Source organism: Planotetraspora sp. A-T 1434, assembly GCF_025420585.1.
Taxonomy (GTDB): domain Bacteria; phylum Actinomycetota; class Actinomycetes; order Streptosporangiales; family Streptosporangiaceae; genus JAOEGB01.
The window spans coordinates 12,137-31,009 of record NZ_JAOEGB010000026.1 but is presented as its reverse complement, the minus strand read 5'-3'; the positions used below and the strand labels follow the sequence as shown (position 1 = coordinate 31,009).

General features: G+C 69.4%; 16 protein-coding genes. 10 read left to right on the top strand and 6 right to left on the bottom strand.

Translation table 11 applies throughout. The features are described 5' to 3' along the window. Window positions 1-64: 64 nt before the first annotated feature. Window positions 65-2,149 carry an adenylate/guanylate cyclase domain-containing protein gene (locus N5079_RS28150; protein ID WP_261587167.1) on the bottom strand — a complete coding sequence of 695 codons (2,085 nt, stop codon included), beginning with the start codon at window positions 2,147-2,149 and terminating at the stop codon, window positions 65-67. Between the two features lie 241 nt (window positions 2,150-2,390). Between N5079_RS28150 and N5079_RS35405 the strand changes: the two genes are divergently transcribed. From N5079_RS35405 to N5079_RS28135, 3 genes are all read left to right on the top strand, one after another. Then, window positions 2,391-3,392, top strand: coding sequence for a hypothetical protein (locus N5079_RS35405; RefSeq protein WP_315967893.1), 1,002 nt, complete (start codon window positions 2,391-2,393; stop codon window positions 3,390-3,392). A gap of 233 nt (window positions 3,393-3,625) precedes the next feature. Further along, window positions 3,626-3,925 carry a nucleotidyltransferase family protein gene (locus tag N5079_RS28140; protein WP_261587166.1) on the top strand — a complete coding sequence of 100 codons (300 nt, stop codon included), beginning with the start codon at window positions 3,626-3,628 and terminating at the stop codon, window positions 3,923-3,925. Between the two features lie 100 nt (window positions 3,926-4,025). Further along, complete coding sequence (locus N5079_RS28135) at window positions 4,026-4,337, top strand: DUF86 domain-containing protein (RefSeq protein ID WP_261587261.1); 312 nt, start codon at window positions 4,026-4,028, stop codon at window positions 4,335-4,337. Window positions 4,338-4,564: 227 nt separating this feature from the next. Here N5079_RS28135 and purL read toward each other — a convergent pair whose 3' ends face one another. The 4 genes from purL to purS form a co-directional block, all read right to left on the bottom strand. Next, entirely contained in the window at window positions 4,565-6,820 is a 2,256-nt protein-coding gene (gene purL, locus N5079_RS28130) for a phosphoribosylformylglycinamidine synthase subunit PurL (protein WP_261587165.1), read from the bottom strand. Beyond that, window positions 6,817-7,500, bottom strand: coding sequence for a phosphoribosylformylglycinamidine synthase subunit PurQ (gene purQ / locus N5079_RS28125; protein ID WP_261587164.1), 684 nt, complete (start codon window positions 7,498-7,500; stop codon window positions 6,817-6,819). The genes purL and purQ overlap by 4 nt, the downstream gene beginning before the upstream one ends. 408 nt (window positions 7,501-7,908) lie before the next feature. Then, entirely contained in the window at window positions 7,909-8,358 is a 450-nt protein-coding gene (locus N5079_RS28120) for an ATP-binding protein (protein WP_261587163.1), read from the bottom strand. A 172-nt stretch (window positions 8,359-8,530) separates the two neighbouring features. Then, window positions 8,531-8,776, bottom strand: coding sequence for a phosphoribosylformylglycinamidine synthase subunit PurS (gene purS, locus N5079_RS28115; RefSeq protein ID WP_261587162.1), 246 nt, complete (start codon window positions 8,774-8,776; stop codon window positions 8,531-8,533). A 311-nt stretch (window positions 8,777-9,087) separates the two neighbouring features. Between purS and pdhA the strand changes: the two genes are divergently transcribed. The 7 genes from pdhA (at window position 9,088) to N5079_RS28080 (ending at window position 16,679) form a co-directional block, all read left to right on the top strand. Then, complete coding sequence (gene pdhA, locus N5079_RS28110; protein ID WP_261587161.1) at window positions 9,088-10,179, top strand: pyruvate dehydrogenase (acetyl-transferring) E1 component subunit alpha; 1,092 nt, start codon at window positions 9,088-9,090, stop codon at window positions 10,177-10,179. Further along, complete coding sequence (locus N5079_RS28105; RefSeq protein WP_261587159.1) at window positions 10,176-11,150, top strand: alpha-ketoacid dehydrogenase subunit beta; 975 nt, start codon at window positions 10,176-10,178, stop codon at window positions 11,148-11,150. The genes pdhA and N5079_RS28105 overlap by 4 nt, the downstream gene beginning before the upstream one ends. Window positions 11,151-11,163: 13 nt before the next feature. Beyond that, window positions 11,164-12,600: a dihydrolipoamide acetyltransferase family protein gene (locus N5079_RS28100; protein ID WP_261587158.1), complete on the top strand. Its 1,437-nt coding sequence runs from the start codon at window positions 11,164-11,166 to the stop codon at window positions 12,598-12,600. A gap of 69 nt (window positions 12,601-12,669) precedes the next feature. After that, complete coding sequence (locus tag N5079_RS28095; protein ID WP_261587157.1) at window positions 12,670-13,593, top strand: MvdC/MvdD family ATP grasp protein; 924 nt, start codon at window positions 12,670-12,672, stop codon at window positions 13,591-13,593. Continuing rightward, entirely contained in the window at window positions 13,590-14,570 is a 981-nt protein-coding gene (locus N5079_RS28090) for a TIGR04500 family putative peptide maturation system protein (RefSeq protein ID WP_261587156.1), read from the top strand. The genes N5079_RS28095 and N5079_RS28090 overlap by 4 nt, the downstream gene beginning before the upstream one ends. A 37-nt stretch (window positions 14,571-14,607) precedes the next feature. After that, window positions 14,608-14,901 (top strand): Dabb family protein, encoded by a 294-nt coding sequence (locus N5079_RS28085; RefSeq protein WP_261587155.1) that lies wholly within the window; start codon window positions 14,608-14,610, stop codon window positions 14,899-14,901. A gap of 431 nt (window positions 14,902-15,332) precedes the next feature. Next, complete coding sequence (locus N5079_RS28080; RefSeq protein ID WP_261587154.1) at window positions 15,333-16,679, top strand: alginate lyase family protein; 1,347 nt, start codon at window positions 15,333-15,335, stop codon at window positions 16,677-16,679. An 81-nt stretch (window positions 16,680-16,760) separates the two neighbouring features. Here the strand turns inward: N5079_RS28080 and N5079_RS28075 are convergent, their stop codons facing one another. Next, window positions 16,761-18,584 (bottom strand): acyl-CoA dehydrogenase, encoded by a 1,824-nt coding sequence (locus N5079_RS28075; protein ID WP_261587153.1) that lies wholly within the window; start codon window positions 18,582-18,584, stop codon window positions 16,761-16,763. Between the last annotated feature and the right edge of the window lie 289 nt (window positions 18,585-18,873).

Here is an 18,873-nt window from a genome sequence, read left to right as displayed (position 1 = left end):
GTTGTGGTCCAGTGTTGGCCCTCCACGGGCTGCCGGTAAAGGCAGTTTTACCGGTGCGCCGGCCTCATCCGAGAGTGATCAGCCGGTAGGCGTGGACTGTCTGCTCCTTGCCCTTCAGCGAGAGGTCGCCCAGCGACACCACCTTCGCCGGGCCGATGCGGTCGCGGGTGGCCTGGCCGATGACCACGGTGCCGGGCTCGGCCAGCGCCTGGAGCCGGGCCGCCACGTTGACCGCGTCGCCCATCGCGTTGAACCCGCGGAACTCCGGGCTGCCGATGTTGCCGACGAGGGCCATCCCCGTGTTCACCCCCACCCGGAACGTCGGCCACTCCACGTCCGCGAGCAGCCCCGCGGCCTGCTCCGCCACCACCTGCCGCGACACCTCGGCGGCCGCCTCCTGCATCTCCAGAGCGGCCTGTACGGCTTTCGCGGCGTGGTCGCCCTGCCGTACGGGCGCGTTGAAGAGCGCGAGCAGCGCGTCGCCGACGAACTGGACGATCGTGCCGTCGTTGCCGAGGATGCAGGGCACGGCCGCCGTGTGGTAGCGGTTCAGCATCTCGACGATCTCGCCGGGGGAGACCCGCTCCGAGAACGTGGTGAAGCCCCGGAGGTCGGCGAAGAGCGCCGTCACCTCGACGAGCTTGCCGCCCAGGGCCGCCTGGCCGGGGTCGGCCAGCAGCGAGCTGGCCACGGCGGGCGACATGTACTGCCGGAACAGCGTGTCGAGCTCCTGGTAGAGGCGGGCGTTCTCCAGGGAGATCGACATCTGGCCCGCCAGCGTGGCCGCGAGCGCCTCGTCCTGCGCCGTCACGCCCACCGGGACGGACAGGGCTCCGGCGAGCCGTCCCTTCACGGTCAGGGGGTGGACGACGCGGCCCTCCTCGGCGATCACCGCCCCCTCCGCCAGCGCGCGCAGATCGTGGCGAGGCTCGGGGCCGGCCGAGCCGTACGGGATCAGACGGCCGTCTCGCATGAGGCTGAGCCGCACGTCGCCGTAGGCCTGCCGCACACGGTCGAGGGCGGTGGCCAGCAGGTCGGACTCGGGGAGCCCGACGCGGTTCCGCCGGCCGACGTCGACGAGCGCGCCGAGCCGTTCGGACAGGTCGCGCTCGGCGGCCAGCGCGGCCCCGGCCCGGTCGAGCACTGCCGCCTGGCCCTCGGTGAGCCGGAACCGGCCCGCCAGCCGGGTGGCCACGGGAACGCCCGACTCGGTCCTGCGGCGCAGGTGACCGACCAGCTCCTCCAGCGCCTCCTCATACTCCTCCCGGATGCGGCGGACGGTCGCCGCCAGCGTCACCCCGTCGAAGAGCCCGGCGGTCGCCCCTTCCCGGCGGAACTGGAGATAGGCGCTGTACGCCACGAAGAGGAAGGCCAGCGTCAGCAGGAGATGCCACTCCCACCACGACAGATGCCAGTTGTGGTGGGACATCCCGGCGATCATCGCCTCGGCCAGCAGCGCGTAGGCCGTGATGAGGCTGATCAGCACCGCCGCGGGACGCCTGCGATGCAACCGGAACATCATCGCCGCGGACGCCGCGTAGAGCGCCACGCCGACGAGGGAGAGGCCCCCCAGCCCCACGCCGCCGGGCGGCAACGGGTCGCTGAGCGGAGTGAGTCCGGGAACGAGTGACGCCACGCCCCACGCGACCAGCACCACGCTCAGCGCGGTCCGCAGCGCGGCCTGCGAGCGGAGTACGGCTGACGCCGCCCGGTCGCCCAGCGGCAGCGCCGAGACGAAGGCGATCACCGACGCGATCGTGAGGCCCACGGGCTGGGCCAGATCGAAGCCGACGGTGCCCTTCGGGTGGAGGAGCCCGGGCGTGGCCAGCCCATGGAGCAGAAAGAACCCGGCGCTGCTGAGGAAGACGAGCGAGACCAGCAGCAGCCGGGCGTCGCCGCGCCGGGCCGAGGCCTGGCTGATCAGCCCGCCGAGGACGACGTTGACCCCCGCCACGACGAGGATCAGCCAGAAATGGCTGAAGTTGTCGTGCCACTCGATGTCGAGATCCGGCTGGGCCAGGAGCAGCCACAGGCCAAGCAGCGGCAGGACCAGGTGGATGGACCAGACGATGGCCCGGACCGGCTGCGTCGCGGGAGGGAGGTACGGCTCGCGGCTCGGAGCATGCTCCGCCGGGCTCGGGTCGCGCACGGGTCCTCCGGGTAGGCCAGTCGTGTGTCGCGCCGCGTCGTCGACCGACGCGGCCCCATCCCCCCGGGGGCCGATTATCCCGGCGATCCGACCCTCCGGCCACGCCTTGACCGGGGAGGCTTACTCATCGGGCCGATGCGCATACGTGATGTTTGACCCGTCAACCAAGTTCGACGGCCACGCGTGTATCAGGTGACTCACGTGTTTCACAGCACATCTTGTGCATCAGAAAGGTAAGACGGTGGCTCTCAAATTGCCGGGTGGACGCACGGTCGGACTACTGACGGTCGGCACGCTCGCCGCGTCGCTCCTCGCTGTGGGCGGTGTGGCCACCGCCTCGTCGGCCGGTGGCACCGTGATCTACGCGTGTGTCAACAAGACGACGCGCTATGTCCGGATCGTGAACGTCACGGCGACATGTAAGCCGACCGAGACCCGGACCTTCTGGAACCAGACCGGCCCGCAGGGGAACACCGGCCTTCAGGGCGCGACCGGCCAGACGGGCCCCCAGGGCCCGCAGGGCAAGCAGGGCCTCCAGGGTCCCAAGGGCGACACCGGGGCGACCGGCCCCCAGGGTCCGAAGGGTGAGACCGGCGCGACCGGCCCCCAGGGCCCCAAGGGTCAGGACGGCAAGGACGGCAAGGACGGCGCCACCGGCCCGAAGGGTGACGACGGCAAGACCGGTCCCCAGGGTCCGAAGGGTGAGACCGGCCCGCAGGGTCCCAAGGGTGACGACGGCAAGACCGGCCCCCAGGGTCCGAAGGGTGAGACCGGCCCTCAGGGTCCCAAGGGTGACGACGGCAAGCAGGGTCCCGCCGGTCCGCAGGGCCCCAAGGGCGACGACGGAGCTCCCGGACAGAAGGGCGCGACCGGTCCGCAGGGTCCCACCGGCCCGGCCGGTCCGCAGGGTCCCACCGGCCCCGCCGGCCCGAAGGGCGACGACGGCAAGGACGGCAAGGACGGCAAGGACGGAGCCACCGGCCCCGCCGGGCCGTCCGCCGGTGCCGGTATCACCTATAAGGACGAAGACTTCAACTTCGGCGGCGGCCAGGGCGGTTCCAAGACCATCACCTGCGGCCAGGGCAAGGTCGCCACAGGCGGTGGGTACACCAGCAGCGGTAGCGGCAGCGCGCAGATCTACACCAACGCGCCGTACTTCAGCAACGGCAAGCCCGTCGGGTGGACGGTCGGCGGAAAGAACGCGAGCGGCGACATCTACGTGATCTGCGTTTCCGCCGCATAGTTCTCAACGGGTTCGCGGTGGAGCCGTGGGGGCTCCACCGCCACTCTTTTCTTGAATGATTCAAGTCTTCAGAGTTGATTCCCGGCAACGCGAAGGCCCTTCCGGATGAGTGCCGGAAGGGCCTTCGACGTGAAGGGGGTTTGGCGGCTTGGTGGTCAGGCACGTTCTTCGTGCTGGATAGCCACTCCAGTGGTCGTGGATGATTCGGCAGCCGGTTTGGCACAATGAGTGTCATGACTCGCGAAGATCTGGAAGCGCTGCAACCGGCGATCGCCGAGCTCTGCGCCCGGTATGGAGTCTCCGAGCTGTCGGTCTTCGGCTCAACGGCTCGCGGTGAGTCGACCGCTGAGAGCGACGTTGATCTTCTCTACGTCCGAGGTTCTGGAGCTGTCCGAGGACTGGCCTTCTTCGGTCTGCAGGACGAACTGGAGGCGCTTCTCGGCTGTACGGTCGATCTCGTTCCCAAGGACGGTCTGCACTGGGTGATTCGGGAGCGTGTCCTCAGCGACGCTGAGGTCCTGTATGCCGCGTGATCCTCGACGTGACTCGCTCTACCTCGCGGACATTGTCGGAGCTTGCCGGACCATCCGCCGCTGGATCGACGCTCATGGTGATCGGTAGGGAGAGGACGAGATCCTCAGAAACGACGTCCTCCGCCAGCTCATGGTTGTCGGTGAAGCGTCCGCGTGCCTGAGCGAGGAGTTGCGTGCTGAGATTCCCGAGATTCCGTGGCGAGAGATTCGTGGCTTCCGCAACCAAGCTGTCCATGCCTACTTCAGCCTTGACTGGACCATCGTCCGGGAAGTCGTTGACGTGAACCTGCGAGATCTTGAACTCCATGTGTTGGCCCTGCTCCAGACGCGTTTTCCTGAAGTCGCAACGGCGTTTGACGTCGACGGCGAAACGCGTCCATCAGGCAGCGCGGATCAGGACGATCAGAAGTGATCTGACTGGCGGCGGTTACGACCCGGGGGTTGAGCGGAGCGGGCCGGGAGCGAGGACCGGAGCGAAGGCCCAGCGAAGCGGGCTTCGCGAGGACCAGAGTTTCCGGCCAGGCGCAGTAAAAGCGCCTTGAGGCGTTTTCTGGAATGGTTCAAGTCTTCAGAGCTGATTCCCGACAACGCGAAGGCCCTTCCGGATGAGTGCCGGAAGGGCCTTTGACGTGAAGGGGGTCAGCCGAAGATGGCGGGCAGGGCCCCTGAGTGGGTCTCGCGGAGATCGTCCACGGGGATCTCGAAGACGCCTTCGACCGTGAGCGATGTGCCGCCGGTGGTGCCGAGTCCGTAGCAGGGCACCTCGTAGCGGCAGCAGAGCTCGGCCAGCGCGTCGAACGCCTCAGGCCGGACGCAGACCAGCGCGCGAGCGGCCGACTCGCTGAACAGCTCGACGAAAGCGTCCTCGCCCGGCAGGGACACGGTCGCCCCGATGCCCTGGGCGAGGCACGACTCGGCCAGGGCGATCGCCAGGCCGCCGTCGGACAGGTCGTGCGACCCTTCGAGCAGGCCGTCGGCCGCCGCCGTGACCAGGACGGAGGCCAGGCCGCGCTCGGCCTCCAGATCCGCCTCGGGAGGCAGGCCGCCCAGGTGGTCGTGGACGACGTGCGCCCACTCCGAGCCGCCGAGCTCGTCCTTGGTGTCCCCCAGGAGGACCACGCGCAGCTCCGGAGCGGTGAAGCCCGGCCTGACCCGCTTGGCGACGTCGTCGATCACGCCGAGCACGCCGACGACCGGCGTGGGGTGGATCGCCACGGCGCCGGTCTGGTTGTAGAACGACACGTTGCCGCCGGTCACCGGCACGCCCAGCGTCTTGCAGGCGTCCGCCAGGCCGCGCACGGCCTCCGCGAACTGCCACATGACCTCCGGGTCCTCCGGCGAGCCGAAGTTGAGGCAGTTGGTCACGGCCAGGGGCTTCGCCCCGGTCACGGCCACGTTCCGGTACGCCTCGGCGAGCGCGAGCTGGGCCCCGGCGTAGGGGTCGAGCTTGGCGTAGCGCCCGTTGCCGTCGGTCGCGAGCGCGATGCCCCGGGTGGTCTCCTCGGCCCCGGGCATGACCTCGGAGATGCGGAGCATCCCGGCGTCGGCAGGCTGGGCGAGGACGGTGTTGCCCCGGACGTACCTGTCGTACTGGGACGTCACCCACTCCTTGGACCCGAGGTTCGGTGAGCCGAGCAGGGTCAGCAGGGTCTCGCGGAGGTCCTCGGGGCGCGGGAGCCGTACCGGGGCGTCGGCGTTGAGCGCCGCCTGGCCCTCGGGCTCGTGGAACGGACGCTCGTAGACCGGGCCCTCGTCGGCGGCCGTGCCCGGCGGGATGTCGACGATCGTCTCGCCGTCCCACGTCATCACGAGCCTGCCGGTGTCGGTGACCTCGCCGATGACCGTCGCGGGGACGTCCCACTTCTCGCAGATCGCCATGAACGCGGGGATGTCGCCGGGGGCGACGACCGCCATCATGCGCTCCTGCGACTCGCTCATAAGGATTTCCTCGGGCCGCAGTGTGGGGTCGCGCAGCGGCACGAGGTTGAGGTTGACCTGCATGCCGCCGGTGCCCTTGGCGGCGAGCTCGGTCGTGGCGCACGAGACTCCGGCCGCGCCGAGGTCCTGGATGCCGACCACCACGTCGGCCTGGTAGAGCTCCAGGCAGCACTCGATCAGCAGCTTCTCCATGAACGGGTCGCCGACCTGCACGGCCGGGCGCTTGGCGTGCGACTCGTCCTCAAAGGTCGCCGACGCGAGCACCGAGGCCCCGCCGATGCCGTCCGCGCCGGTCCGGGCGCCGAAGAGCACGACCTTGTTGCCGGGGCCGGGCGCGGTGGCCAGCTTGATCTGGTCCTTGCGCAGCAGGCCCACGCAGAGCGCGTTGACGAGCGGGTTGCCGATGTAGCAGGGGTCGAAGACGACCTCGCCGCCGATGTTGGGCAGGCCCAGGCAGTTGCCGTAGTGGCTGATGCCCTCGACCACTCCGGGGAGCACCCGCCGCGTGTCGGGCTGGCCGGCGCCGCCGAAGCGCAGCGCGTCCATGACCGCGATCGGCCGGGCGCCCATCGACATGATGTCGCGGACGATGCCGCCGACGCCGGTCGCCGCGCCCTGGTGTGGCTCGACGTACGACGGGTGGTTGTGCGACTCGATCTTGAAGGTGGCGGCCCAGCCGTCGCCGATGTCCACCACGCCGGCGTTCTCGCCCATGCCGACCAGCAGCGCCTCGGACTTGGGCGCCTTCGTGCCGAACTGCCGCAGGTGGACCTTCGACGACTTGTAGGAGCAGTGCTCGCTCCACATTACCGAGTAGATCGCCAGTTCCGAGCTCGTCGGACGCCGCCCGAGGATCTCGCGGACCCGCTGGTACTCCTCGTCCTTCATGCCGAGCTCGGCGAACGGCTGGCGCTCCTCCGGGGTCTCCTGGGCGCGCTTCACGCTGTCGAGGGTCATGCGTTCACCAGCTTCTTGAGGATGGAGGTGAAGAAGCCCCTGCCGTCGACGCTCGGGGCTCCGGTGAGGTCCTCGACGGCGTGCTCGGGGTGGGGCATGAGGCCCACGATGTTCCCCGCCTCGTTGGTGATGCCGGCGATGTCGTTGAGCGACCCGTTCGGGTTGCCTCCGACGTAGCGGAAGACCACCCGGCCGGCGCTCTCCAGGTCCGCCAGCGTCTCCGCGTCGGCCACGTAGCGTCCCTCGCCGTGCTTGACCGGCAGGACGATCTCCTGGCCGCTCTCGAAGTCGGCCGTCCACGCCGTGTCCGTGCTCTCCACCCGTACGCGCTGGTCGCGGCAGACGTAGTGGAGGCCCTCGTTGCGGGTGAGGGCGCCGGGCAGCAGGTGCGCCTCGCACAGGATCTGGAAGCCGTTGCACGTGCCGAGCACAGGAAGCCCGCTTCGCGCGGCCGGGATCAGCTCGTCCATCAGCGGGGAGAACCGCGAGATGGCCCCGCAGCGCAGGTAGTCGCCATAGGAGAACCCGCCGGGGAGGAAGACCGCGTCAACTCCCTTGAGGTCGTGCTCGGCGTGCCACAGCGGCACCGCCTCGGCTCCCGCCAGCCGTACGGCTCGCGCGGCGTCCTGGTCGTCGAGTGTTCCGGGGAAGGTGACGACGCCCACCCGGGCAGCGCTCATTGCAGTGTTCCCTTCAAGCGGGGCAGCGCACGCCACCGTCTCCTGGCGGACGGCGGTCTGTGGCGGTACACCTCAGGTTATCGAAGTCGCCAAATCAACCGCCCCCATCGGGGTGATCACGTCGGGGTGATCACGTTGGGTGATCATGCACATGTTCCCCGGCCGTCCCGCTCACCTGCGCCGCAGCCGTACGTGATCATGCATGCATTCACGCGCGCCCATAATGAGCTGCGCAAAGCATCTTCGTGATCATGCAGGTGTGTGTACTGCATGATCACGATCGGCGTTTTACGCGGCGAGGATGCGGTGGCCGGGAATCCGTGCATGATCACGATCGGCGTTGAGGCGGCTACGGTGCAATGGCCGGGAACCTGTGCATGATCACGCGGAAGGGTTGAGCGGCAGGGGTTAGACGGCGGCAAGTTGTCCGTCGAGGGTGAGGTGATGGGCGATGGCGTCCTCGTCCCAGTCGAGCTCCTTGCTCAGCCGGACGGTGGTGCCGCGGCCGGGCGTGATGTCGAAGGAGATCTCGTCCACGACGGCCCGCATGATCAGGATGCCCCGGCCGTTCTCGGTGTCGCTCGGAGGGTACTGCTTGGGGATCGTGTGCAGGCCGTGGCCGCGGTCCATGACGCGCAACTCGCAGCGTCCGTCACCGATCGTGGCCATGACCTCGTAACGGTTGGCCGGGCCGCCGTGGCGTACCGCGTTGGCGCAGGCCTCGGACGTCGCCAGCAGGATGTCGGACACGCAGCCCTCGGTCACGCCGAGCGACCGCAGAGCGTCCCCCAGCACACGGCGAACCATCGGGATGCCGATCGCATCCCGCGGCATGGCAAGCGAGAACTCAATATCCACCGGACCCCTCCCCGGTGTCGAAGGTCACCAAGGTAGGCTTCCCCGATGAATCCGGGCTAACCGCAAAATCACGCGCCTGTTATTTAGGGTTCGGCCAAGAGACGGTTTTTGCTCAACCGCTGTCCACTTTGACGGGCCTTGTCCTGGTCCTCGTGCTGGGAAATATGCCGTTTTACCCCTCCACGCGGATCACGAAGTCCTCGATCACCGTGTTGGCGAGAAGGGTTTCGGCCATCTTTCGAACGTCCGCAAGCGCGGCCTCGTCGGCCGGCCCGTCCAGCTCCAGTTCGAATCGCTTGCCCTGCCGTACGCCGGAGACGCCCGAGAAACCGAGCCGGGGCAGCGCCCGCGCGATGGCCTGGCCCTGCGGGTCGAGGATCTCCGGCTTGAGCATGACGTCGACGATGACGCGCGCCACGATGTTCCTCCAGGTGGGTGGGGTAGCTTCCGGCCAAGCCTATCGACAGCCGGGATGGCCACGGTCACGCCCGGTCCCCGGCGGCCGGGGTGTGGCGGAGCGGCCCGAGGGCTCCGTGGAGTGTGGGCTCCGGCGGGGCGGGAATCGGCAAGATGTGGACGGCAATGTCGGATGCACAACCAAGTCCGAACTCTGCCACGATGTCCGCATACGCGTGTGGCCTCACACCCCAGAGGGCGGACGCATGAAGATCCGGCCAGACAGCGGTGGCGATCCCACCCATGGATGCCCTGAGAGCACAGGAGTGGCACGTGACAGCCGACGCCCCTCGCGGTGTTGACGCACCCCCGGAGTTCGTCCAACTGCTCACCCCGGAAGGTGAGCGGGTCGAGCACCCTGACTACGACATCGAGCTGACCGCCGAAGAGGTCCGCTCCCTCTACCGGGACCTGGTCCTCGTCCGCCGGATCGACCTGGAGGCGGTCGCGCTCCAGCGGCAGGGCGAGCTGGGACTCTGGGCCTCACTTCTGGGGCAGGAGGCGGCGCAGATCGGCTCGGGCCGTGCGCTCACCGACGCCGACATGGCGTTCCCGACCTACCGGGAGCACGGCGTGGCCTGGTGCCGCGACGTCGACCCGGTGAAACTGCTCGGCCTCTTCCGCGGAGTGAACCACGGCGGGTGGGACCCGGCCGAGCACAACTTCCACCTGTACACGATCGTCATCGGCTCCCAGGCGCTGCACGCCGTGGGCTACGCGATGGGCATCCAGCGCGACGGCGCGGAGGCGGCCTCGATCGTCTACTTCGGCGACGGCGCGACCTCGCAGGGCGACGTGAACGAGGCTTTCATCTGGGCCTCGGTCCGCAACGCCCCCGTCGTGTTCTTCTGCCAGAACAACCAGTGGGCCATCTCCGAGCCGCTGGAGAAGCAGTCGAAGATCCCGCTGTACAAGCGGGCGTCCGGCTTCGGCTTCCCCGGCGTGCGGGTGGACGGCAACGACGTCTTCGCCTGCCTGGCCGTGACGCGGAAAGCCCTCCGCGACGCCCGCGAGGGGCAGGGCCCCACGCTGATCGAGGCGTTCACCTACCGGATGGGCGCGCACACCACCTCCGACGACCCGACCCGCTATCGCGTGGCCGACGAGCTGGAGGCGTGGAAGCTCAAGGACCCGATCGAGCGCGTGAAGGCCTACCTCTTCAAGAACCAGCTCGCCGACCAGGAGTTCTTCGACAAGGTCGAGGCGGAGGCCGACACTCTCGGCAGGGAAATCAGAAGGCGCTGCCTGGAGCTCCCGGACCCGGAGCCGGAGGCCCTGTTCCGGCACGTCTACGTGGACCCGCACTCGATCGTCGACGAGGAGCGCGAGCAGTATCTGACCTACCTGGCGGGGTTCGAGCGATGACCACACTCACTCTCGCCAAGGCGCTCAACGAGGGCCTGCGCCGCTCCATGGAGGACGACTCAAAGGTCCTCGTCATGGGTGAGGACGTCGGCAAGCTCGGCGGAGTGTTCCGGGTCACCGACGGCCTGCAGAAGGACTTCGGCGAGGACCGCGTGATCGACACGCCGCTGGCCGAGTCGGGCATCATCGGCACCGCGATCGGGCTGGCGCTGCGCGGTTACCGCCCCGTCTGCGAGATCCAGTTCGACGGGTTCGTGTTCCCCGCGGCCGACCAGCTCATCACCCAGCTCGCGAAGATGCCCCTCCGGTCGCTCGGCAAGGTGAGGCTGCCGGTCGTCGTCCGCATCCCGTTCGGGGGCGGCATCGGCGCCGTGGAGCATCACTCCGAGTCCCCCGAGGCGTACTTCACGCACACCGCCGGGCTGCGCGTGGTGGCCTGTTCCAACCCGGCCGACGCGTACACCATGATCCAGGACGCGGTCCGCTGCGACGACCCGATCATCTTCTTCGAGCCCAAGCGGCGCTACTGGGACAAGGCCGAGGTGGACTTGATGGCGGCCGGCGTGCCCCTCGACCGGGCGAGGGTCGTACGGCAGGGCTCCGACGTGACCCTGCTCGCCTACGGCCCGATGGTGAAGACCTGCATCGAGGCCGCGGGAGCGGCCGAGCAGGAGGGGCGGAGCCTGGAGGTGATCGACCTGCGCTCGCTCAGCCCGCTCGACATGGACGTGGTCGCCGGGTCGGTAGAGCGGACCGGTCGTTGCGTGGTCGTCCACGAGGCGCCGGTCTTCACGGGCTTCGGCGCGGAGCTGGCCGCCCGGATCAGCGAGCGCTGCTTCTACCACCTGGAGTCCCCGGTGCTGCGGGTCGGGGGCTTCTCCACGCCCTACCCGCCGTCCCGGCTGGAGGACCACTACCTGCCGGACCTCGACCGGGTCCTGGACGCCGTCGACCGCGCTTTCACCTACTGAGGAGGGGATTCTCATGCTTCGTGAGTTCAGACTCCCCGACGTGGGTGAGGGCCTGACCGAGGCCGAGATCGTCAAGTGGCACGTCGCCGCGGGCGACGCGGTCACGCTGAACCAGACGATCGTCGAGATCGAGACGGCCAAGGCCGTGGTCGAGCTGCCGTGCCCGTTCGAGGGCACGGTGTCGGCCCTGATGGCCACCGAGGGTGAGACGGTCGACGTCGGCTCGCCGATCATCGCGGTCGAGACCGAGGACTGTACGGCTCTCGCGGCCGACCTCGTGCCGAACCCCCCGGCCGGCGGCACAAGGGACGGCACAGGGGAGAGCACAGGGGAGAGCACAGGGGAGAGCACAGCGGACAGCACGCCGGTCAGTGAGGCCGGGACCGCCGGCAAGGATCAGCGGCAGCCCGTGCTGGTCGGCTACGGCGTCAAGGTCAGCTCCACCAGGCGTCGCCCCCGGAGGACGACTCCCGGAACGCCCGCGGCCTCAACAGCCCCGGAAGCCCCGCAAGCCCCGGAAGCCCCGCCGGCCGTCGGCGGGCCGGTCGCGGCCGGTTCCGGCGGCAACGGTGTCCTGGCCAAGGTCCTGGCCAAGCCGCCGGTGCGGAAGCTGGCGAAGGACCTGGGCGTGGACCTGACGACCGTGGCGGGCACCGGCCCCGAGGGCTCGATCACCCGCGAGGACGTCCAGGCCGCCGTGGCCCAGTATCAGGAGTTGGCCCCGTCCCGGGAGAGGCCCGCGCCGGCCGTACAGGGGCGGGAGGAGCGGATCCCGGTCAGGGGTGTGCGAAAGGCGACGGCCCAGGCGATGGTCGCGAGCGCGTTCTCGGCGCCGCACGTGACCGAGTTCCTCCAGGTCGACGTGACCGAGACGATGGAAGCCGTCAAGCGGCTGCGCCCGCTGCCCGACTTCGCCGGGGTGAAGGTGACCCCGCTGCTGCTGGTCGCCAGGGCGCTGCTGACGGCGGTGAAGCGCTATCCGATGGCCAACGCCACGTGGACGGACGAGGCGATCGTCGTCAGGCGCTACGTCAACCTCGGCATCGCCGCCGCCACCGAACGCGGCCTGATCGTGCCGAACATCAAGGACGCGCACGCGATGCCGCTCCCGGAGCTGGCGCGGGCGCTCGCCGAGCTGACCGAACGCGCCCGTGCCGGGAAGTGCGGCCCTGCCGAGCTGACCGGCGGGACGATCACGATCACGAACATCGGCGTGTTCGGGGTGGACGCGGGGACGCCGATCCTCAATCCGGGTGAGGCCGCGATCCTCGCTCTCGGCCAGATCAGGGACATGCCCTGGGTGGTCGACGGGCAGCTCGCGGTCCGCAAGGTGACCACGCTGGCGCTGTCGTTCGACCACCGGGTGATCGACGGCGAGGAGGGCTCCTACCTGCTCCGCGACGTGGGCGCCATGCTGGAGGACCCGCTCAGGATGCTCGCCTGGAGCTGAGAACCGGAAGATCACCTGCGCAAGTAACCTACCAGTGAGCCTCAAGACCCGATTCCTACCGTTGCCGGTGTGATCCTCATATTGAGCGACCGGCGGGACACCACCGTGAGCCGGGTCCTCCCGAAGATCGAACGCCGGGGGGTCCCGGTCACCTGGTGGGACAGCGGCGAGTTTCCCGGCAGGTCCCGGGTGACCGCCACCTTCGCCGGTGGGACCCACCGGCTCACGCTGGACACCGGGTCGCAGGTCGTCGATCTGGCCACGGTGACGGCGGTCTGGAACCGCCGGCCCAACCGGTCGGTGGCCGCCGCCAACGTGTCCGACCCGACCCATCGCGCCCACGTCGAGTGGCAGTCCCGCTTCCATCTCGACGGGGTGTGGGAGCTCGTGCGGGCCCGCTGGCTGCCGTGCCGGCATCCGGTCACCCGGCAGGCCCACAACAAGCTGATCCACATGGCCCGGGCGGTCGAGCTCGGGTTCACGGTGCCGGAGACCGTCTACACCAACGATCCCGGCGAGCTGGTCCCGGCGTACGAGCGGGCCAGGGGCAGGCTGGTGGTCAAGCTGCTCGATCCGGAGGACCTCCGGATCGATGGGCAGGACCATCGTGTCCACACGACCGTCGTGAGCCGGCGGCACCTCACGTCCCGTCATCGGCTCCAGCACGAGCCCGTCATCCTGCAGCCCTTCCTGGTCAAGGCCATCGAGCTCCGCGCCGTCGTCGTCGGGCGCCAGGTCTTCGCCGCGCGGGTCGAGCCGAACCCGCCCGGCTGCGCCGTACACCGGCTGCCCCGGGACGTCGAGCGGCGGTGCGCCGAGTTGGCCGCCTCGCTGGGGCTGGGCTACGGCGTGATCCACCTCATCGTCACGCCCGAGGGCGAGCACGTGTTCCTGGAGATCGACCCGAACGGCTCCTGGGCTCCGATCGAGGAGCGCACCGGCCTCGCGATCGGTGACGCCATCGCCGGCTGGCTCGTGGGGGAGCGGGCATGACGGCTCCCGGCTTCGCGCAGGTCCTCACGGAGGGCGTGGAGCTGCTGCGCGGGTTCCGCCGCCGCCGTACGGCTGTCGCCGGGGCCCGGCACGCGGTCGCCGAGTGGTCCGCGAGGCATCCGGCCGCGCGGCCGCAGCTCGTCGTCGACGTACGGCCGGGCAGCCCGGTGGTGGACTACGATCTGCTGGTCTGCCATCCCGAGGGCGGCACGGTGGCACTGTCGGCCCCGGCCGACGACGGTGTGCCGTGGCTGGCCGACCACTCGACGCACTGGGCGGCGGGCTACCTGGTGAGCGTGGACAAGGTGCACGTGCACGTGGCCGAGGCGCTGGCGATGCTGCGGCGGCTTCCACGCCGGGACCGGGCCCTCCATGACGAGATCGTCGAGCAGAGCCTCGTGCTGAACGAGATCATGACCGACGACGAGCCGCTGGACGAGGAGGACGTGCGGGCCGCGGCCGAGGAGTTCCGGCGCTCGCGGGGTCTCCACGACCGGGCCTCCACCCTCGCGTGGCTGGCCGAGATGTCCATGTCGGGCGAGCAGTTCGAGGCGTTCATCGCCGGGATCGCACGGCGGCGGCGCTTCCGGCGGCGCAAGGAGGCGGAGCTCGCCCCCGCCTATCTGGCCGATCATCAGGCCGACTTCGACCGCGTCCGGGCGCTCTGGGTGACCGGCTGCCAGCCCGTGAACGGCGAGCTGCTGCGGGGCCTCGGCGGCCTGCTCGGCTGCCGCGAGGCCGAGATCACGATCGGCGAGCGGTGGGCCGGGGAGCTGCCCGGGCCGCTGCGCCACGCGGCCCGCGAGTCGATGGTCGGGCCGGTGGAGCACCCGGGGGGCTACCTCACGGGCATGGTCCTGGCGCGCCGGGCCTCGCGGGACGACCCGGAGACGCTCGCGGCGGCGGGGGCGGCGGCCTTCCGCGAGTGGCTCGCCGCGCGCAGGAAGCGGGCGTCGATCGAGTGGCACTGGCTGTGAGAGAGTGTCGGGGACGAACCACCACGAGGGGGAGGCCATGTTCCGGCACGTCGTTCTGTTGCAGTGGACCGAGGACGCCACGGAGGAGCAGAAGGCGGAGGTGGCCAAGCGGCTGCGCGAGCTGCCCGCGGCGATCCCCGAGCTGCGGAACTACGAGGTCGGCCCCGACGAGGGGATCAACGAGGGCACCTTCTCCTTCGCCGTGGTCGCCGACTTCGACTCGGTCGAGGACTACCTCGTCTACCGCGACCATCCGGCACATCGCGCCGTGATCGCGGAGTTCATCGCGCCCATCCTCGTGAACCGGGCGGCCGCGCAGTACGTCATCTGACCCGTCACGGGTCCGGGTTTGTGCTCCTGGCTCCAGGAGGTTGTGCGGGCGGGACGCCGGTAGTTGCGACGCGCACAGGTCGTGCTCTCCGTTGGGCTCTTGCGCCTCCCCATGTCCACGAGCGGTCGGGTCGATCACCGGTGCCAGGCGGTGACGGGGTCCGGGTTGTGCCGCTTCCGGATGTTTCACTTGCCGCACACTTTCGCTCGCAGTCATGTGCGGGATCAAGGGCGAGCCAGGTAACGATTCAGATACGCGAAAGCCATTCAGATACATGAACGCCGACTTGACCTGCGAAGAGTTTGTTAATCACCCTTCTTAAGGCGCTGACCTGCGATCGGGCCCATTGACGGCGGCGAGGAGCCGTGCGCATCGTAACGGGGCCAGGCGGTTAGCAAGGTCCGGGATCCCCTCACGAATGGAGAGCCGGAATGCCTTTTCCTCCGCGCGTCGGAGCGCTGATCGCCGCCGTGGCGACAGCCGCCGCGCTCGCCGTCCCGCCCAGTCCGGCGTTCGCCGACCCCGAGCCGGGCGGCTCGGACACGTCGGCCGTGTCCGCCGAGTCGGCGGACGCGTCGGCGGCGTCGGCCGAGCATTCGGCCGTCTGGTCCAAGCGGCCGCAGACGGTCGTGCTCGACGGACGCCGGCTGGCACTCACCCGCCTGGGCGTCCATGCCATCCCCGACCTGCGCCGCCAGCTCAAGACGCTCACCGCGCAGGCGGACGGCTGGCTCACCAAGGGGCCGTGGTCGGTCACGCACAAGCCGCAGCTCCCGCCGAGCGGTGACAAGCACGACTACCTGAGCGAGGCGCCGTACTGGTGGCCCAGCAAGCCGAAGACCCCCGACAACCCCTGGGGCTGCCCGTACATCCAGAAGGACGGCGTCCGCAACCCGGCGATCGACGAGATCACCGACCACGAAGAGCGCGGCGAGATGTTCAACGCCGTCTACACGCTCACGCTGGCCTGGTACTACACGGGCAAGGCGGCTTACGCCGAGCGGGCGGCGCTCGACCTGCGGACCTGGTTCATCGACCCGGCGACCCGGATGAACCCGAGTCTCAACTACACCCAGTTCATCCCGTGCCGGGTGACCGGGCGCGGCATCGGCATCATCGACTTCTCGCAGCAGTTCACCGACATCCTGGACGCCACGGCCATCCTCGACCTCGGCGCTCCCTCGTGGACGAAGGCCGACCACGATGCGATGCAGTCGTGGAACACCGACTTCCTGAACTGGCTGCTGACCAGTAAGAACGGCATTGAGGAGGCCGCCCAGAAGAACAACCACGGCTCCTTCTACGACATGCAGAACGCGGGCCTCGCGCTCGCCATCGGCCAGCCCGACCTGGCCAAGCAGATCGTCGAGGAGTCGAAGGCCAAGCGGCTCGACCCCCAGCTCGCCGCCGACGGCACCCAGCCGACGGAGATCACCCGCACCCGGAGCTGGCACTACTCGACCTTCAACCTGGTCGCGCTGACCAGGCTCGCCGCGATCGGGCAGCACGTCGGCGTCGACCTGTGGAACTACACCACTCCGCAGGGCGGCGGCCTGTTCAAGGCGGTCGACTACCTGCTGCCCGCAGCGACGGGTGCGGCGCCCTGGACGCTCCCGGAGCTGGAGTTCTACCGCTTCGCCGCCAGCGACATCGTCCACGCCGCCGCCGACCAGGGCGACCACGCCGCCCGCAAGGCCATCGGCAGCCTGGAGGCGCCGCCCGGTGGTGACCTCTGGCTGCTCCGCCCGGCGGTCGAGCAGCTCGACGCCATCGGCTGATTTGCAGGGATCACCCTGTGGAGCCGTACGGCTGCCGCTCATCCGGGCGGCAGCCGTACGGAAAACCGGGGCCAGAAGGGGTTAGAAGGACTCCTCCGGGAGCTGCATGAGGTCCTGGCCGGTGGCGGCGAGCACGCGCCGCTCGGCGGCGATCCGGGGCAGCACGGTCTGGGCGAAGAACGTGGCGGCCCCGACCTTGCCGGTGTAGAACGCCTTATCGGTGTCGGACTCGCCGAGGGCCCTGAGGGCGACTTCGGCCTGGCGCAGCAGCAGCCAGCCCAGCACCAGGTCGCCGAGCGACATCAGGAAGCGGGTGGTGTTGAGGCCGACCTTGTAGACCTCCTCCGGGGTCTCCATGGACGAGATCGCCCAGCCCGCCATCGTGTCCGCCATGGTCTTGACCTCGTCGGCGGCCTCGTCGAGCAGCTTGCGCTCCTCCTTCAGGCGGCCGTTGCCCGCGTCGGAGCCGGCGAACGCCTTGATGTCGCCGAGCAGCGAGCCCAGCGCCGCACCCTGGTTCTTGAGGATCTTGCGGAAGAACAGGTCGAGGCCCTGGATCGCCGTGGTGCCCTCGTAGAGCGAGTCGATCTTCGCGTCGCGGATGTACTGCTCGATCGGGTAGTCCTGCAGGAAGCCCGAGCCGCCCAGCGTCTGGAGCGAGCGGGCGAGCAGCTCGTAGGACCGCTCGGAGCCGACGCCCTTGACGAGCGGAAGCAGCAGGTCGTTCAGCGCCTCGGCGGCGTGGTCCCGGCGGCCCTCGAACTCCGCGATCTGGATGGTGTCCTGGATCGTGGCCGTGTAGAGGACCAGCGCCCGCATCGCCTCGGCGTACGACTTCTGCAGCATGAGCTCGCGGCGCACGTCCGGGTGGTGGGTCGTGGTGACGCGCGGGGCGGTCTTGTCGGCCGAGCGGGTGAGGTCGGCGCCCTGGACGCGGTTCCTGGCGTAGTCGAGCGCGTTGAGGTAACCGGTGGACAGCGTGGCGATGGCCTTCGCGCCGACCATCATGCGGGCGTGCTCGATGACCATGAACATCTGCTTGATGCCCTCGTGTACGCCGCCGACCAGGTAGCCGATGGCCGGGTGCTTCTCGCCGAACGTGAGCTCACAGGTCGTGGAGACCTTCAGGCCCATCTTCTTCTCGACGTTGGTGACGTAGGCGCCGTTGCGCTCGCCCAGCTCGCCGGTCTCCAGGTCCACCAGATACTTGGGGACGAGGAACATCGACAGGCCCTTGGTGCCAGGGCCGGCGCCCTCGGGGCGGGCCAGCACGAGGTGGAAGATGTTCTCGGCCATGTCGTGCTCGGCGCTGGTGATGAAGCGCTTGACACCCTCGATGTGCCAGGTGCCATCCGGCTGCTCGACGGCCCTGGTCCGGCCCGCGCCGACGTCCGACCCGGCGTCCGGCTCGGTGAGGACCATGGTGGCGCCCCAGTGCCGCTCGACGGCCATCTCGGCGAACCGCTTCTGCTCGTCGGTGCCCAGGTCGAAGAGCAGGCGGGCGAAGGCGGGGCCGCAGCCGAACATCCACACGGCGGGGTTGGCGCCCAGCACCATCTCGGCCATGGCCCAGACCAGGCTGCGCGGGGCGGGCGTGCCGCCGAGCTCCGGCTGAAGCTCCAGGCGCCACCACTCGGCGTCCACCCAGGCCTGGTAGGACTTCTTGAAGCTCTCCGGCATCGTCACGGTGTGGGCCGCCGGGTCGAACACGGGCGGATGCCGGTCGGAGTCCTCGAAGGACTCGGCGATCGGCCCCGTGGCGAGGCGGTTCACCTCGTCGAGGATGCTCCGCGCGGTCTCCTCGTCGACATCGGCGAACGGGCCGCTGCCGAGGACTTCCTTCCGCCCGAAGACCTCAAAGAGATTGAACTCCAGGTCGCGGAGGTTGCTCTTGTAGTGACCCATGGTGTGCGCTCCTAGAAACCAGACCCGGGGATGACGTACTGGTCAGTAACTCTATCTGAATGCTACCCGCCAGTAACTGTCCATATGCATGTTTTATGCCACACCCCGTGTACGGCGGCCCGCGTACGATCGGGCCATGAAGGCGGAGCGCTGGCGGGCTGAGCTGGAGTCGTGGGCCATCCCGGAGACGATCCTCGCGAGCGCTCCGGCCAACCCGTGGACGCATCAGGTCGAGCGCTTCCGCCGTAGGACCGAGGCGCTCCTGGCGGCGCCGGCAGGGCCGACCTAT

Coding starts and splice junctions, on each gene's coding strand:
- N5079_RS28090 (WP_261587156.1), top strand. CDS start 13,590: ATGACGGCTCCCGGCTTCGCGCAGGTCCTCACGGAGGGCGTGGAGCTG.
- purL (WP_261587165.1), bottom strand. CDS start 6,820: ATGACCCTCGACAGCGTGAAGCGCGCCCAGGAGACCCCGGAGGAGCGC.
- N5079_RS28105 (WP_261587159.1), top strand. CDS start 10,176: ATGACCACACTCACTCTCGCCAAGGCGCTCAACGAGGGCCTGCGCCGC.
- purQ (WP_261587164.1), bottom strand. CDS start 7,500: ATGAGCGCTGCCCGGGTGGGCGTCGTCACCTTCCCCGGAACACTCGAC.
- N5079_RS28080 (WP_261587154.1), top strand. CDS start 15,333: ATGCCTTTTCCTCCGCGCGTCGGAGCGCTGATCGCCGCCGTGGCGACA.
- N5079_RS28100 (WP_261587158.1), top strand. CDS start 11,164: ATGCTTCGTGAGTTCAGACTCCCCGACGTGGGTGAGGGCCTGACCGAG.
- N5079_RS28140 (WP_261587166.1), top strand. CDS start 3,626: ATGACTCGCGAAGATCTGGAAGCGCTGCAACCGGCGATCGCCGAGCTC.
- N5079_RS28075 (WP_261587153.1), bottom strand. CDS start 18,584: ATGGGTCACTACAAGAGCAACCTCCGCGACCTGGAGTTCAATCTCTTT.
- N5079_RS28085 (WP_261587155.1), top strand. CDS start 14,608: ATGTTCCGGCACGTCGTTCTGTTGCAGTGGACCGAGGACGCCACGGAG.